The sequence below is a fragment of the Alteraurantiacibacter palmitatis genome, from assembly GCF_037154115.1.
Taxonomy (GTDB): Bacteria; Pseudomonadota; Alphaproteobacteria; order Sphingomonadales; family Sphingomonadaceae; genus Alteraurantiacibacter; species Alteraurantiacibacter palmitatis.
The window spans coordinates 49,300-64,065 of the sequence record NZ_JBANRO010000004.1; the positions used below are offsets into that span (position 1 = coordinate 49,300).

General features: G+C 64.8%; 10 protein-coding genes. 6 read left to right on the forward strand and 4 right to left on the reverse strand.

Annotated elements, in window-relative coordinates; translation table 11 throughout:
• Positions 1-82: 82 nt before the first annotated feature.
• Positions 83-1,306 (forward strand): polyhydroxyalkanoate depolymerase, encoded by a 1,224-nt coding sequence (locus tag WFP44_RS05480; RefSeq protein WP_336925402.1) that lies wholly within the window; start codon positions 83-85, stop codon positions 1,304-1,306.
• A gap of 5 nt (positions 1,307-1,311) precedes the next feature.
• Here WFP44_RS05480 and WFP44_RS05485 read toward each other — a convergent pair whose 3' ends face one another.
• Genes WFP44_RS05485 through WFP44_RS05495 form a run of 3 tightly spaced genes read right to left on the reverse strand, consistent with a single transcriptional unit; the run spans position 1,312 to position 3,507 of the window.
• Positions 1,312-1,923 carry a DUF4126 domain-containing protein gene (locus WFP44_RS05485; RefSeq protein WP_336925638.1) on the reverse strand — a complete coding sequence of 204 codons (612 nt, stop codon included), beginning with the start codon at positions 1,921-1,923 and terminating at the stop codon, positions 1,312-1,314.
• A gap of 54 nt (positions 1,924-1,977) precedes the next feature.
• Positions 1,978-3,342 carry a putative O-glycosylation ligase, exosortase A system-associated gene (locus WFP44_RS05490; RefSeq protein ID WP_336925404.1) on the reverse strand — a complete coding sequence of 455 codons (1,365 nt, stop codon included), beginning with the start codon at positions 3,340-3,342 and terminating at the stop codon, positions 1,978-1,980.
• A 3-nt stretch (positions 3,343-3,345) separates the two neighbouring features.
• Positions 3,346-3,507, reverse strand: coding sequence for a hypothetical protein (locus tag WFP44_RS05495; RefSeq protein ID WP_336925405.1), 162 nt, complete (start codon positions 3,505-3,507; stop codon positions 3,346-3,348).
• Between the two features lie 89 nt (positions 3,508-3,596).
• Here WFP44_RS05495 and WFP44_RS05500 point away from each other — a divergent pair, with 89 nt between their 5' ends.
• The 5 genes from WFP44_RS05500 (at position 3,597) to WFP44_RS05520 (ending at position 13,839) form a co-directional block, all read left to right on the forward strand.
• A complete protein-coding gene (locus tag WFP44_RS05500) occupies positions 3,597-4,835 on the forward strand; it encodes a TIGR04063 family PEP-CTERM/XrtA system glycosyltransferase (protein WP_336925406.1) in 1,239 nt (412 codons plus the stop codon).
• 40 nt (positions 4,836-4,875) lie between these two features.
• Positions 4,876-6,852 (forward strand): hypothetical protein, encoded by a 1,977-nt coding sequence (locus tag WFP44_RS05505; protein ID WP_336925407.1) that lies wholly within the window; start codon positions 4,876-4,878, stop codon positions 6,850-6,852.
• Between the two features lie 286 nt (positions 6,853-7,138).
• Complete coding sequence (gene gltB / locus WFP44_RS05510) at positions 7,139-11,782, forward strand: glutamate synthase large subunit (RefSeq protein WP_452039003.1); 4,644 nt, start codon at positions 7,139-7,141, stop codon at positions 11,780-11,782.
• 13 nt (positions 11,783-11,795) lie between these two features.
• Positions 11,796-13,232 carry a glutamate synthase subunit beta gene (locus tag WFP44_RS05515; RefSeq protein WP_336925408.1) on the forward strand — a complete coding sequence of 479 codons (1,437 nt, stop codon included), beginning with the start codon at positions 11,796-11,798 and terminating at the stop codon, positions 13,230-13,232.
• A gap of 115 nt (positions 13,233-13,347) precedes the next feature.
• A complete protein-coding gene (locus WFP44_RS05520) occupies positions 13,348-13,839 on the forward strand; it encodes a 2,4'-dihydroxyacetophenone dioxygenase family protein (protein ID WP_336925409.1) in 492 nt (163 codons plus the stop codon).
• A gap of 3 nt (positions 13,840-13,842) precedes the next feature.
• Here the strand turns inward: WFP44_RS05520 and WFP44_RS05525 are convergent, their stop codons facing one another.
• Positions 13,843-14,700 (reverse strand): sulfotransferase domain-containing protein, encoded by an 858-nt coding sequence (locus tag WFP44_RS05525; RefSeq protein ID WP_336925640.1) that lies wholly within the window; start codon positions 14,698-14,700, stop codon positions 13,843-13,845.
• Positions 14,701-14,766 lie beyond the last annotated feature (66 nt).

Genomic DNA, 14,766 nt, shown 5'->3' on the forward strand with positions numbered 1-14,766 from the left:
CCATTTGCGCTTTGTGCTGCAACGCACCATATCCTAGGTATGAACCAGCCAATGATCCACAGGATCGCAGCCGGGGGTCGCCATGCTTTATTCCGCCTATGAAATGCACCGGCAGATGATGAATGCCGCCAGCACCTGGGCACAGGTGGGCGCGCATCTGCTGTCCAATCCCGCCTTGCCGATGGGCTATTTCGGCCTCGGCCCCGCCATGGCGAGCGCGCTGAAGGTCTTTGCCCATGTCTATGAGGAGCGCGGCAAGCCGGCCTTCGGCATCGACGCGGTGGAGGTAGAGGGCGAGCTGTTCCCGGTGATCGAGGAGGTCGTGCTGGAAAAGCCCTTTGGCAGCCTGCGCCATTTTCGCCGCGAAGGCCTGCCCGCCGATGCGCCGCGCCTGCTGATCGTCGCACCGATGAGCGGTCACTACGCCACGCTGTTGCGCGGCACGGTGGCGCGGATGGTGGAAAATCAGGATGTGTGGATAACCGACTGGGCCGACGCCCGGATGGTGCCGCTGGATGCGGGGATGTTCGATCTGGATGACTACATTGATTACCTGATCGATTTCCTGCACTTCATCGGAGAAGGCACGCATATGCTGGCGGTGTGCCAGCCTTCGGTCCCGGCCTTTGCCGCTGCGGCGGTGATGGGCGCGGCGGGCGATCCCTATCGCCCGGCCAGCCTGACGATGATGGGCGGCCCGATCGATACGCGCGCCAGCCCCACTTCGGTGAACGACGTGGCAGTCAACCGGCCGCTCAGCTGGTTCGCCAACAATGTGATTGCCACCGTGCCGTTCAATTACCCCGGCGCGGGGCGCAAGGTTTATCCCGGCTTCCTGCAACTGGCCGGGTTCATCTCGATGAACCTCGAAAGCCATATGCAGAGCCATTACCAGATGTTCCAGCACCTGACGCTGGGCGACCATGAAAGCGCCGAGGCGACGCGCAAGTTTTATGACGAATATCTGTCGGTCTGCGACATGACGGCGGAATTCTACCTCCAGACCATCCACCACGTGTTCCAGGAACACAGCCTGCCGCGGGGCAAGTTCGTGCATCGGGGCACGGCGATCGATCCCGACGCGATCCGCGACACCGCGCTGCTGGCGATCGAGGGGGAAAAGGACGATATCTCCGGCATCGGCCAGACCAAGGCCGCGCTGGGCCTTGCGCCGCATCTGCCCGATACGATGAAGAAATACCATCTCGCCAAGGATGTCGGCCATTACGGTATCTTCAACGGATCCAAATGGCGCAAGAATATCGCCCCGGTGGTGGAGGACTGGGTCCGCGCCAACGCGCGCTGATGCGCTCAGGGCGCAGGCGGCGGGGCGGTATCGGGAACGCGCCAGAACAGCCGTTTCAGCACCCGCCGCGCCAGCACCAGCAGCCACACACAGCCCGCCAGCACGATCAGCGCGACCACGGCGGCGGCCACCGGATATTCGTAGGCCAGCCAGATCAGGCCAAGGGTGGCCACGTCCTCCACACTCGACACGGCGACATTGCTGACCGGTTCGGGACTGGTGTTGACCACGGCGCGCGCGCTTGCCTTGCCGCCATGCGCCAGCAGCGCCCCGCCCCCGCCCAGCAGGAAAGCGACCACCTGCAACACAGGATCGCCGGGGTCGACAATTGCCAGCGCCACCAGCGCGCCGCCCAGCGGGCGCACGAAGCTGTGCACCCCGTCCCACAGGCTGTCGATCCACATGACCTTGTCGGCCAGAAATTCCGCCAGCGCGCCCACACCGGCCAACCCCATGATCCACGGATTGGCCAGCACGCTGAGGCCTGACAAGTGCTCAGGCAAAGGCACCGCGCCTGTGCGCATGGCAATGCCGGTCGCCAGGATGACGAGGTAAAGCCGCCATCCCGCCAGCAGGCTGGCGCTGGTGGCAAGGCCCAGTATCTCGATAATGCCAATGGCAGGCGGTGCGTCCATCGCGGCAGGCTACACCTGCCTGGGCCGCCTTGTCGATCAGGCAGTTGATGGCACGGGGCGGCTTCGCGGCGCCAGCTTGGCCCGCCATTCGCGCCCTTCCACCCGCTGGACATAGCTCCACAGCGCGCATTGCAGACCCACCAGCATGAACAGGAAGGGCTGATAGGCAATGCCCACAAAGACCGCGCCCACCAGATAGACCAGATGCGCCTGTTGCAGCGCCGTGGCGAGGCCCCATTGCCAGCTGCGGTTATCCCCATCGCGGCGCCGGAACCGGCGGCGCAGGCTTTCCATGTGCCACACGCCCAGCCCCTGAAGCAGCAGCCAGATGGCGAGGCCGAAATAGCCCTGTTCGCCCAGCAGCTCGAAATAGGAGGAATGGTAAGCGCGCGCGGTTTCGGTCACCTCCCGGTACTCCACCCGGCGCATCGGCCCCTCGCCGCTGGTCACCACGGTGTTGTAGGTGAAGCTGTTCGCACGGTAGGCGTCGAAACCGCCGCCCAGCGGATGCTCCTTTGCGTAATCGATCGTCCATTGCCACACCACCAGCCTTGTGGAAGCCGACTGGTCGCCGCGAAAGCCGACAATCGTCTCCATCCGCTCAACATAACTTTGTGGAAGGAAGGGCACCGCCGCCATCATCGCCAGGCTCGCCGCGCCGGCATAGAGGAAGCGGTAGCGCACCGAGCGCAGCAGGAGCACGCCCAGCACCAGAATGCAGATGAGACCCGTGCGCGCCGAAGTGCCCACCGGGATAAGCAAGCAGGCAAACACCAGCCCCGCAGTAAAGGCCCATGTCGTCCAGTGGCGCGGGAAGATGCTGGTATGGCGCGCCACCCACAGCGCCAGCGGGATGGTGGCAATCGCCACCGTGGAGATGATCGAGCCTTCATACATCCCCGAATTTTCGTCCACCAGCAGGCGTAATTCGCCGTATCCGCCGCCGCCGAACACCGTCTTGATCCCGCCATTGATGGCAATTGTGCCCACCGCCAGCACTACGAAGGTCACCGCCGCCTCGATCCGAAGCTTGGTGCGCAGCGTCAGCGGCAGGAAGGCGGCAAAGATCAGCGCCTTCCACACCCAGTCCCATTTGGCCCAGGCCGAATCCTGAAACTCCGCCCCCAGCGTCGTCATCCCGCACCACGCCAGCAGCACCAGGATCAGCCCCTGCCGGAAGGTGAAGCGCGAGCCGTATTTGGAATCGAGCAGCAGCCACCCGGCAAAGGCGGCAACAAAAGTGATGAGCGAGAGCTGGAAGCTCTGGATCAGGCCCCAGCCGATCTTCTGCGGGGCGACAATGTCGATATAGATATAGGCCAGCACCCAGATGAACGGGCGCTTCAGCCCCAGCAGCAGCAGCAGGCCGATAAAGCCAAGGAGGAACAGGTCCTTCAGCATGGCCTAGCCGTCCCGCTCCGCCGGGGAGGTCGGCGCGCGCTTCTTGAGCCAGCGCGACCGGGGTTGGCCCTCGCCCTCCTCGTCCAGCTCGTCACGCTGGATCAGGCGCCAGGCGGCAAAGGCCATCAGGCCATGCGTCAGGGCAAGGGTGAAAATGTCGACCAAGAAGAGCGCTTCCGGCAATTGCAGCCGTTACGCCCTAGCGCACAGGAATTGACGCGGCGTTAAGCAAAGCGTGGCAACAGTTTGGCCCCATGGACCTCACCACGCTTCGCATCCTGCACGTTCTTGACCATTCGCTGCCCATGCACAGCGGTTACACCTTCCGCACGCGCGCCATTCTGAAGGCGCAGGAAGCGCTGGGCTGGCAGGTGCGCGGGATCACCGGGCTGCGCCACACGGCACCCGGCCCGGATGCGGAGGAAGCCGAGGGGCTGCATTTCATCCGCACGCGCGGCAACGCCAGCGGCCCGCCGGCTTTGCGCGAATGGCGCGAGGCAGGCCTGCTCGCCGATGCGATCTGCGATCTGGCGCGGGAGTGGCGGCCGGATATCCTCCACGCCCATTCGCCCGCCTTGTGCGGCCTTGCCGCCCTGCGTGCCGGCAAAAGGCTGGGCCTGCCGGTGGTGTATGAAATCCGCGCCTTCTGGGAAGATGCGGCCGTGGGCAACGGGACGGGGCAGGAAGGCTCGCTCAAATACCGCCTTACCCGCGCGCTGGAAAACCATGTCGTGGCGGCTGCGGACCGGGTGGTGACGATCTGCCAGGGGCTGCACGCCGATCTGGTCGCGCGCGGCGTCCCCGCGGCAAAGCTTTCCGTCATGCCGAATGGCGTCGATCTGGCGCTGTTCGGCACGCCCGCGCAGCGCGACGGTGTGCTGGCGGCAGAGCTGGGGTTGGGCGATGGGCCGGTGATCGGCTTCATCGGCAGCTTTTACGATTACGAAGGGCTGGACGATCTGATCGCAGCCATGCCGGCTCTGGTCAGCCGCCATCCCGATGCGCGGCTGCTGCTGGTGGGCGGCGGGCCAATGGCCGACAGGCTGAAGGCGCAGGCCGAGGCAAGTCCGGCAGCGGGCGCAATCCGCTTTGTCGGCCGCGTGCCGCACGATCAGGTCGAACGCTATTACGCGCTGGCGGACATCATGGCCTATCCGCGAAAAGCCAGCCGCCTGACCGATCTGGTCACGCCGCTCAAACCGCTGGAGGCGATGGCGCAGGGCAAGCTGGTGGCGGCAAGCGATGTGGGCGGTCACCGGGAATTGATGGTGCATGGCGTCACCGGCACGCTGTTTGCGGCAGACAATCCCGCGCACTGCGCCGCCGCGCTGGCCGATCTGCTCGACGCGCGCGATGGGTGGGAGGCGATGCGGGATGCTGCCCGCGCGCACGTCGCCAGGCATCACGACTGGGCGCGCAACGTGCAGCGTTATCAAGACGTTTACCAAAGCCTGTTACGCCCCGATCAGGATGGCCTGAGCACCGCCGCCTGAAAGGGCGCGGGGCACGGGGCCGCAATGACAGGACAAATGCGTGGCAAGTCTGGCTGATGAAAAGCGGGTGAAGGGCAAAACGGCAAAGCCGCCGATCAGCACACATCCCGCTTTCCCGTTCATCGTGGCGCTGTGGTTTGCCGCCTTGCTGGGCATTGGCAGCCTAGTCGTGCCCGTGCCACTGATCGAACGCATCAGCGTGGCAACCGGCCTTGCCGCGATCCTTCCGCCCGCTGCTCCGCCGCTGGGCTTTACAGCCCGTCTGCTGATGGCGCTGGCCTTTACCGCGGGCGGTGCGCTGGTGGGCCTGTTCATCGCGCGCAAGGTGGCAGAGGCGCACCGCGCCGAACCCGCGCTGCGCCGTGCCACACGGCCCGTTGCCGAAACCGATGGCGCGCCCGCCATGCCCCGGCCTATCTCGGCGCTCGACGAACTGGGCAGCGAAGGGCTGGATGGCCGCCAATTGACCGGCACCCCTCCGCGCGGGCGCCGTGCGCTGGCGATCGAGGAGGAGGCAGGCCCAAGCACGTTCCTCGAATTTCCCCCGCTGCCCGGAACCCATGCCGGCGCCATCCCCGCCTCCATGCGCGAGGCGGTGCACGCCAGCGGGTTGACCGGATGGCGTCCGGACGATGCACGCGCCGATGAGGCTGATGATCTCGACGAACTCGATCTTGCCCTGGTCGAAATGGCGCAAGAAGAAGAGGCCGGGCCGGAGATGGCTTTGCCCGAAGCGCCAATGGTCCTGGCCAGCGAGGCCGGATTGACCGAACCCGGTTTCAGCGAGTCCACTTTCGGCGCCAAGGCCGACCATGCCGAAACAGACCCCCCCCTTGCCCAAGGCACCGCCAGCAGCGCCACGCCGCTTGCCGCGGCCCGGCAGGAATTTCGTTTCAATCCCAATCCGTCGGAACGCCCGACAGTCGCCATCGCCTGGGACGAAGCGGAATCGCATTCCGCCAGCTTCCCGCCTCAGATCTTCAGCGAAGCCGCGGCGCAATCGGGTGCCGATGAAAGGGAGCCGGAAGTGGACGACGAAGCATCCGACCTGATCGATCACAGCCAATTCCTTGCCCCTCATGCCGTCTTTGACGCGGGCGAAGCCGACGCGGAAGATACATATCTGCCCCCTGCTGCCGTCCTTGCCCCGCAAACCCGGGCCGCACCCGAAGGCGAGCCGGAAACAACCTCAGCCTCCACCGCAGCGCATGATGCGCTTGACGAACTGGGCCTTGTGCAACTGGCTCAGCGGCTCGGCTCGTCGATCGAAAGGCGCCGCGCGCTGCTGGCTGAACGCGCTGCACAGGCTGCCCGGCGCGATGCAGCAGCACCCGCCAATGCACCCGCGCCGGCCGCCATGGCCGCCCGCGAACCGCTGGCCGCCATTCCGCTGCTGGACGATGTTGACGCTGTCGCACCCGACGAGGCCGCGCAGGCGATGGCGGCTTGGTTTGACCGGCCTGCCCGCTCGCAGGATGACGCGGCAAGGACGCCCGAAAGCGACGAAGCCGCCCCGGTTGCGATCGAGGCCGCTGCCGGTGCGCCGCGTCAGGTGTTCAAGCCGCTGGACGAGGACGAACAGGACGACACGCCCGAAACCGGCCGACCCGATCCCATGCCTGCGCCGCCGTTCCCGACGTTTCCTGGCCGCGCGCTCGATGGCTTTGCGCATATCGATATCGACGAGGAGGAGGAGGACGAGGAACTTTCCGACCTCGCCGCCAGCTTCGCGCTCAATCTCGGCGCGGCGGCCGGCGCAATGCCGGACGATGGCGAAACAGCGCCCGTGAACCCCTTTGCCGCGCCCCGCCAGACTTTCGTGCGGATCGAGGACGAGCCGGAAGCGGGCGACCCCGGCGACGCCCAACCCGCCGTGGTTTTCCCCGCCGAAACGCCAGTGGCAGCCGGCAATGGCGAGGGAGCCGCTGCCAGCCTGTCTGCCGCCGATCAGGAAGCGCAGGACCGCGCGCTGCGCGAGGCACTGCTCAATCTCCAGCGGATGAGCGGCGCGGCCTGAAGCCAGGCGCGTTCGCACCGCGCCGGTTTCCCTTCCCCAAGGCCTTGCCACCCGATACCGTCAATGGTCCAAGGGATGCACCGGCCCTATCCGTAAACGCGGGCCCGCATGGAACGCGGGCCGAAATTGCCCTGCCTGCAATCTTGCCAAAACACATTAGTGTCGCCATGGGGAAATCTCGCGACATTTATGACAAGCACCCATGCCGGGTGAGTCGCGCATCGCTGCCTGCTCAACAGCGGCAACGGGGCGCTGCAAACCTTGGCCTGAGACAGGGACCACCAAGTTGAACGAGCTGCCAGCCCCTCAGGGCCTCTACGATCCGCGCAACGAACATGACGCCTGTGGCGTGGGCCTGATTGCCCACATCAAAGGCGAAAAATCGCACGCCATCGTGACCCAGGCGCTGGAGATCCTGAAAAACCTCGATCACCGCGGGGCCGTGGGCGCCGATCCGCTGCTGGGCGATGGTGCGGGCATCCTGATCCAGCTGCCCGATCTGCTGCTGCGTAAATGGGCACAAGGCGAAGGCCTGAAACTGCCCCAGCCGGGCGATTATGCGGTTGCCATGTGCTTTCTGCCGCAGGACGAGGCGGCGCGCGATTTCGTGGTCGCTACCTTTGAAAAGTTCATCGCCAAGGAAGGCCAGCGCCTGATCGGCTGGCGCGATGTGCCGGTGAACACCGATGGCCTCGGCAAGACGGTGCTCGAATCGATGCCCGTCATCCGCCAGTGCTTCGTGGCCCGCGGCGAAAATTGCGCCGATCAGGATGCGTTCGAACGCAAGCTGGTGGTGATCCGCAAGCAGACGCAGAACCCGCTGGCCGCGCTGGCGGAAAAGCACAATCTGCCGGGCCTGACGCAGCTGTATATGCCCAGCTTTTCCAGCCGCACCATGGTCTACAAGGGCCTGCTGCTGGCCACGCAGGTGGGCAGCTTCTACGAAGATTTGCAGAACCCGGATTGCCAGTCGGCGCTGGGGCTGGTGCACCAGCGCTTTTCCACGAACACCTTCCCCAGCTGGCGGCTGGCGCATCCGTTCCGTTTCATCGCCCATAATGGCGAGATCAACACGGTGCGCGGCAACACCAACTGGATGAATGCGCGCCGCCGCACGATGGAAAGCGAACTGCTGGGCGCGGATATGGACAAGCTGTGGCCGATCGTGCCGCATGGCCAGTCCGACACGGCCAGCCTCGACAACGCGCTCGAACTGCTGGTGGCGGGCGGCTATCCGCTGGCCCACGCGATGATGATCCTGATGCCCGAAGCCTGGGCCGGGAACCCGCAGATGGAGCCCAAGCGCCGCGCCTTCTACGAATACCATGCCGCGCTGATGGAGCCGTGGGACGGCCCGGCCGCCGTGGCTTTCACCGATGGTCGCCAGATCGGCGCCACGCTGGACCGCAACGGCCTCCGGCCCGCACGTTTCTGCGTGACCAAGGATGATCTGGTCTGCCTCGCTTCGGAAAGCGGCGTGCTGCCCTTTGCCGAGGAAGACATCGTGCGCAAGTGGCGCCTCCAGCCCGGCAAGATGCTGCTGATCGACATGGAAGAAGGCCGCATCATCGAGGATGAGGAACTGAAGGCCAGCCTCGCCAATGCCCAGCCTTACGAGGAATGGCTGCACAAGGCCCAGTACAAGCTGAAGGATCTGGAGGCGATCGAAACCTCCAGCGAAGCCGTGCGCCTGTCGGACGAGACGCTGCTCGACCGGCAGCAGGCCTTTGGCTACACGCAGGAAGACATCGCCAAGTTCCTCGAACCGATGGCGGTGAACGCGGATGATCCCATCGGTTCGATGGGCACCGACACGCCAATCGCCGTGCTCTCAAACAGGAGCCGCCTGCTCTACGATTATTTCAAGCAGAACTTTGCGCAGGTCACCAACCCGCCGATCGACCCGATCCGCGAGGAACTGGTGATGAGCCTGCTGTCGATGATCGGCCCGCGCCCCAATCTGCTGGGCATGGATGCCGGCACGCACAAGCGGCTGGAGGTCGAGCAGCCGATCCTGACCAACAAGGACATGGAGAAGATCCGCTCGGTCGAAGCCAGCCTCGACGGCGCGTTCCGCACCGCCACCATCGACATGACATGGGACGCGGAAACCGGTGCCGAAGGGCTTGAGGCCGCGATCAAGGAAATGTGCTGGGCCGCGACCGAAGCGGTTTTGCAGGATCACAACATCCTGATCCTGTCCGACCGCGCCGCCAGCCCCTCACGCATTCCCATGCCCGCTTTGCTGGCGACGGCTGCCGTGCATCACCATCTGGTGCGGCAGGGCCTGCGTATGCAGACCGGCCTTGTCGTGGAAACCGGCGAAGCGCGCGAAGTGCATCACTTCTGCGTGCTGGCGGGTTATGGCGCGGAAGCGATCAACCCCTATCTCGCCTTCGAAACGCTGGAAGCGATCCGCGCGGACAAGCACGCCGATCTGGCGCCCGAACAGGTGCAGAAGAATTACATCAAGGCGATCGGCAAGGGCATTCTGAAGGTCATGTCCAAGATGGGCATCTCGACCTACCAATCCTATTGCGGCGCGCAGATCTTTGACGCGGTGGGCCTGTCGTCCGCCTTTATCGATCAGTATTTCACCGGCACCGCCACCACGATCGAAGGTATTGGCCTGCCGCAGGTGGCGGAAGAAACCGTGCGCCGCCATCAGGCCGCGTGGGGCAACAACCCGATCTACCGCAATATGCTCGATGTGGGCGGGATCTACCAATATCGCCTGCGCGGCGAGGATCATGCCTGGACGCCCACCAATATCGCGCACCTGCAACACGCGGTGCGCGGCAACAAATGGGCCGATTACGAGGCGTTTGCGCGCAGCATCAACGAACAGTCCGAACGGCTGCTGACGATCCGCGGCCTGATGGAGCTGAAGAAAGCGGACAAGCCGCTGGACATCAGCGAAGTGGAGCCGGCAAGCGAGATCGTGAAGCGTTTTGCCACCGGCGCGATGAGCTATGGCTCGATCAGCTGGGAAGCGCACACCACGCTGGCCGTGGCGATGAACCGCATCGGCGGCAAATCGAACACCGGCGAAGGCGGCGAGGATCCGGCGCGCTTCACGCCGCTGGAAAACGGCGATTCGATGCGTTCGGCGATCAAGCAGGTCGCCTCGGGCCGTTTCGGCGTGACCACCGAATATCTCGTCAATTCGGACGATATCCAGATCAAGATGGCGCAGGGCGCAAAGCCCGGCGAAGGCGGCCAGTTGCCGGGGCACAAGGTCGACAAGACGATCGGCGCCACCCGCCACTCGACGCCGGGCGTGGGCCTGATTTCGCCCCCGCCGCACCACGACATCTACTCGATCGAGGATCTTGCCCAGCTGATTCACGACCTCAAGAACGTCCAGCCCACCGCACGCATTTCGGTGAAGCTGGTGTCCGAAGTGGGCGTGGGCACAGTGGCTGCGGGCGTTTCCAAGGCGCGCGCGGACCATGTGACGATTTCGGGCTATGAAGGCGGCACCGGCGCATCGCCGCTGACCTCGCTCACCCATGCCGGTTCCCCGTGGGAGATCGGCCTTGCCGAAACGCAGCAGACCCTCCTGCTCAACGATCTGCGCAGCCGTATTGCGGTGCAGGTCGATGGCGGCCTGCGCACGGGCCGCGATGTCGCCATTGGCGCGCTGCTGGGCGCGGACGAGTTCGGCTTTGCCACCGCCCCGCTGATTGCGGCAGGCTGCATCATGATGCGCAAGTGCCACCTCAACACCTGCCCGGTGGGCGTGGCAACGCAGGACCCGGTGCTGCGGGCGCGTTTCGTCGGCCAGCCGGAACACGTGATCAACTACTTCTTCTTCGTGGCCGAAGAACTGCGGCAGATCATGGCCGAAATGGGCTTCCGCACGCTGGATGAAATGGTGGGCCGCGTGGACCGCATCGACATGAAGCGGGTGGAACGCCACTGGAAGGCGCAGGGCATTGATCTGTCGCGCCTGCTGCGCCGCATCGAAGTGCCCGCGGGCAAGGAACTGCGGCACACCGAAGGGCAGGATCACGGCCTCGAGAACGCGCTCGATAACGAGCTCATTCAGGCCGCACGTCCGGCGCTGGAACATGGCGAGACGCTGGTGCTCGATTTCCCGATCCGCAACGTCAACCGCACGGTGGGCACCATGCTGTCGGGCGAGATTGCGCGCCGCTTCGGCCATGCGGGTCTCAAGCCCGATCAGCTGCGCATCAACTTCACCGGGGTCGCCGGGCAGAGCTTCGGCGCATGGGCCGCGCACGGCCTGACGCTCGATCTGGTGGGCGATGCCAATGACTATGTCGGCAAGGGCCTGTCGGGCGGGCGCATCATCGTGCGCCAGCCCGCGGGCGTTGACCGCGATCCCACCGCCAACATCATCGTGGGCAACACGGTGCTGTATGGCGCGATTGCGGGCGAGGCCTATTTCAACGGCGTTGCCGGTGAACGCTTTGCCGTGCGCAATTCGGGCGCCATTGCGGTGGTCGAAGGCACGGGCGACCATGGCTGCGAATACATGACCGGCGGCGTGGTCTGCGTGCTTGGCCCCACGGGCCGCAACTTTGCCGCCGGGATGAGCGGCGGCATCGCCTATGTCTATGATCCGGATGGGACTTTCGCCAACCGCTGCAACATGGCGCAGGTGGAATTGCTGCCGATCGACGCCGCGCCTTCTGTGATGGAGGGCACCGGCCGGCCGCAGCAGCGCGCGGTGAGCGTCACCGATTTCGGGATGGGCGATCCGCTTTATCACGATGCCGAACGGCTGCGCATTCTGGTGGAACGGCACAAGCTGCACACCGGCTCGGCCCGCGCGGCGGAATTGCTGGAGAACTGGGACGAGGCGCTGGCAAAGTTCGTCAAGGTCATGCCGACCGATTACGCGCGCGCGCTGAAGCAACTTGAGGCCGAGCGCGAGGCCGTCGCCTCTGTGGCGGCGGAATAAAGGTTACGATACGATGGGTAAGGAAACCGGTTTTCTCGAAATCGACCGCCAGGATCGCACCTATGCCGATCCCAAGGAACGGCTGCAGCATTACAAGGAATTCGTGATCCCGCATCCCGAACCTGCGCTGCGCGCGCAGGCGTCGCGCTGCATGAATTGCGGCATTCCCTATTGCCACAATGGCTGCCCGGTGAACAACATCATCCCCGACTGGAACCATCTGGTCTATGAAGGGGACTGGAAGAACGCGCTGGAAGTGCTGCATTCCACCAACAATTTCCCCGAATTCACCGGCCGCATCTGCCCCGCCCCGTGCGAGGCGAGCTGCACGCTCAACCTCACCGACCAGCCGGTGACGATCAAGAGCATCGAATGTGCGATTGTCGATCGCGGGTGGAAGGAAGGCTGGATCGAGCCGCAGGTTCCCGCCAAGAAGACGGGCAAGAGCGTGGCGGTGGTCGGTTCCGGCCCGGCGGGCATGGCCTGTGCGCAGCAATTGGCCCGCGCGGGCCATTCGGTGACGCTGTTTGAAAAGGCCGACCGGATCGGCGGCCTGCTGCGCTACGGCATTCCCGACTTCAAGATGGAAAAGCACCTCATCAATCGCCGCGCGGTGCAGATGGAGGCCGAAGGCGTCACCATCCGCACCTCCACCGAAGTGGGCGTGGATGTCTCGATGAAGTCGCTGAAGGAAAACTTCAACGCCGTGGTAATGGCAGGCGGCGCGGAAGATGCGCGTATGCTCAACATCCCCGGTGCAGAGCTTCCCGGCGTGCGTCTGGCGATGGAATTCCTGACCCAGCAGAACAAGCGCGTGGCGGGCGACAGCGAGGAACGCGCCGCGCCGCGCGGAACGCTTGTGGCCACGGGCAAGGACGTGATCGTGATCGGCGGCGGCGATACCGGCTCCGACTGCGTGGGCACCTCCAACCGGCAGGGCGCAAAGTCGGTCACCCAGATCGAAATCATGCCGCAGCCTCCGGAAAAGGAGAACAAGCTGCTGACCTGGCCCGACTGGCCGATGAAGCTGCGCACCTCCACCAGCCACGAAGAAGGCGTGAACCGCGACTGGGCCGTGCTCACCAAGGAAGTGGTGAGCGAGGACGGCGTGGTGACCGGCCTGAAATGCGTGCGTGCCGACTGGAGCGAGGGCAAATTGCAGGAAGTGCCGGGCAGCGAATTCGTGCTGAAGGCCGATCTGATCCTGCTCGCCATGGGCTTTGTCGGCCCGCGCAAGGCCGGCATGGTTGAACAAAGCGGCGTGGCGCTGGATGCGCGCGGCAATGTGATGGCCGATACCGACAGCTACCGCACCACCGATCCGCAGATCTGGGCCTGCGGCGATATGCGCCGCGGGCAATCGCTGGTCGTCTGGGCGATCCGCGAAGGCCGCCAATGCGCGCGCAGCGTGGACGAGGCGCTGATGGGCGTTTCCGAATTGCCGCGCTGACGCTGGGGCAAGGCTGAACATTTGCGGGGCGCGAAGGCTACGGGCTTTCGCGCCCCGCTTGTTTCCTCACCCGGCCTTTGGCACTCTTGCGCAAACACAAGAGGAGAGGCCGCGCATGATCCCCGAAAGCTACCACGCCGATACCGATGCCCTGCCCTGGGCGGAAAGCTGGGCGGATGACCCGGCGATCCGGCTGAAACTGCTGATGGCCGATGTCGAAGGCGGGCGCTTTGCCGTGCGGATGGGCTTTGCGCCGGGGACGCAGGTTTTCCCGCACAAGCATACGGGCGAAGTCCACGCCTACACGCTGGCGGGCAAGTGGTCCTACCTCGAATATCCGGACAGCCCGGCCAATGTGGCAGGCTCCTACCTGTTCGAGCCGCCGGGCAGCACCCACACGCTGAAAGTGGCCGATGATGCGGACGGGGAAACCGATATTGTGTTCGTGATCTATGGCGCGCTGCTGCATCTGGATGAAGGCGGCAACCCGGTGGCGATCACCGATGCCGCCAGCGTGATCGAGGAATATGGCCGCCGCCTGCGCGATGCGGGCGTGGATGCACCCAAGGTGCCGGTTGGCGGGTCGATGGGATACCGTGCGGTCTAGGCGCTAATCCAGGTCGTAGCCCAGCTGTTCCAGCAGCGGGCCGGCCTTGGCAACAAAGCGGCGGTTCTGTTCGGGTGTGAAAACATTGCGCCAGCCGCGCGGGGCGGGCTTCTCTCCCGCCGGCTGAACCTCATCCGCCTCATCGGCTGAGTTTACACCGCCTGAAAACTGCGTCTTGCGGGCACTGCGGAAGGTGCGGAAGGTCTGGTGCACCTTGTCGAGCGAACTGTCCGCCACCGCGGCTTCCACCTGCTCGGCGCTCAGTTCCAGGCCGCAAAAGGCAAAAATCTGCGCCGCCGTGCCCACGGGATCGGCGCGCATATCCTCGAACCGGATCAGCAGCAGATTGGGATGGCCACGATGCGCCACCCACGACCCGGCATTATGCGCCCACGAACCATAACGCACCCGGCCAGCCAGCGTCTTTGTCAGAAAATCGTCGAAGCTGCCCTGATAGCGGTGAATGTGCCGGAAGTAATCGTAATAGGAAATGGTCGAATCGCGCCCGTCGCGCACGATGTAGACAACCTTCCCCTTCAGGAAATACTCCGAATACGGCAGATGCGACTTGAAGAAGCGCAGACCGCCCGGCAGCGGCTTCATCCAGGCCAGCCGCTTGCGGAATTCCAGCGCGTCAATCGTGGGGCTGGCATTCTCCAGCGCGGCAAAGCCCGAGACCTCGCCGCGCATGGTGGCGTGGTAGACGATATGGCGAAGCCAGGTATTGCCCGATCGCGGCCACGAAAACAGGAAGCGGTCCTGCGGCTGGACGTCCATCCATGGGACGCCGGCGACCCGGTGGATCAAATCGCGTTTGACCTTGCGCACCATGCGCACGGCCACTTTCACCTTGTTCCCCATCACCTGCCGCTTGCCTTTCGCAAAAGGATGGCAAGGGCTTAGGTCAGCCACTCCTATTGTGCAAGT

Excerpts from the sequence above, each read along its gene's own strand:
- WFP44_RS05480 (WP_336925402.1), top strand. The coding sequence starts at position 83 with ATGCTTTATTCCGCCTATGAAATGCACCGGCAGATGATGAATGCCGCC.
- WFP44_RS05490 (WP_336925404.1), bottom strand. The coding sequence starts at position 3,342 with ATGCTGAAGGACCTGTTCCTCCTTGGCTTTATCGGCCTGCTGCTGCTG.
- WFP44_RS05500 (WP_336925406.1), top strand. The coding sequence starts at position 3,597 with ATGGACCTCACCACGCTTCGCATCCTGCACGTTCTTGACCATTCGCTG.
- WFP44_RS05515 (WP_336925408.1), top strand. The coding sequence starts at position 11,796 with ATGGGTAAGGAAACCGGTTTTCTCGAAATCGACCGCCAGGATCGCACC.
- WFP44_RS05520 (WP_336925409.1), top strand. The coding sequence starts at position 13,348 with ATGATCCCCGAAAGCTACCACGCCGATACCGATGCCCTGCCCTGGGCG.
- WFP44_RS05525 (WP_336925640.1), bottom strand. The coding sequence starts at position 14,700 with ATGGGGAACAAGGTGAAAGTGGCCGTGCGCATGGTGCGCAAGGTCAAA.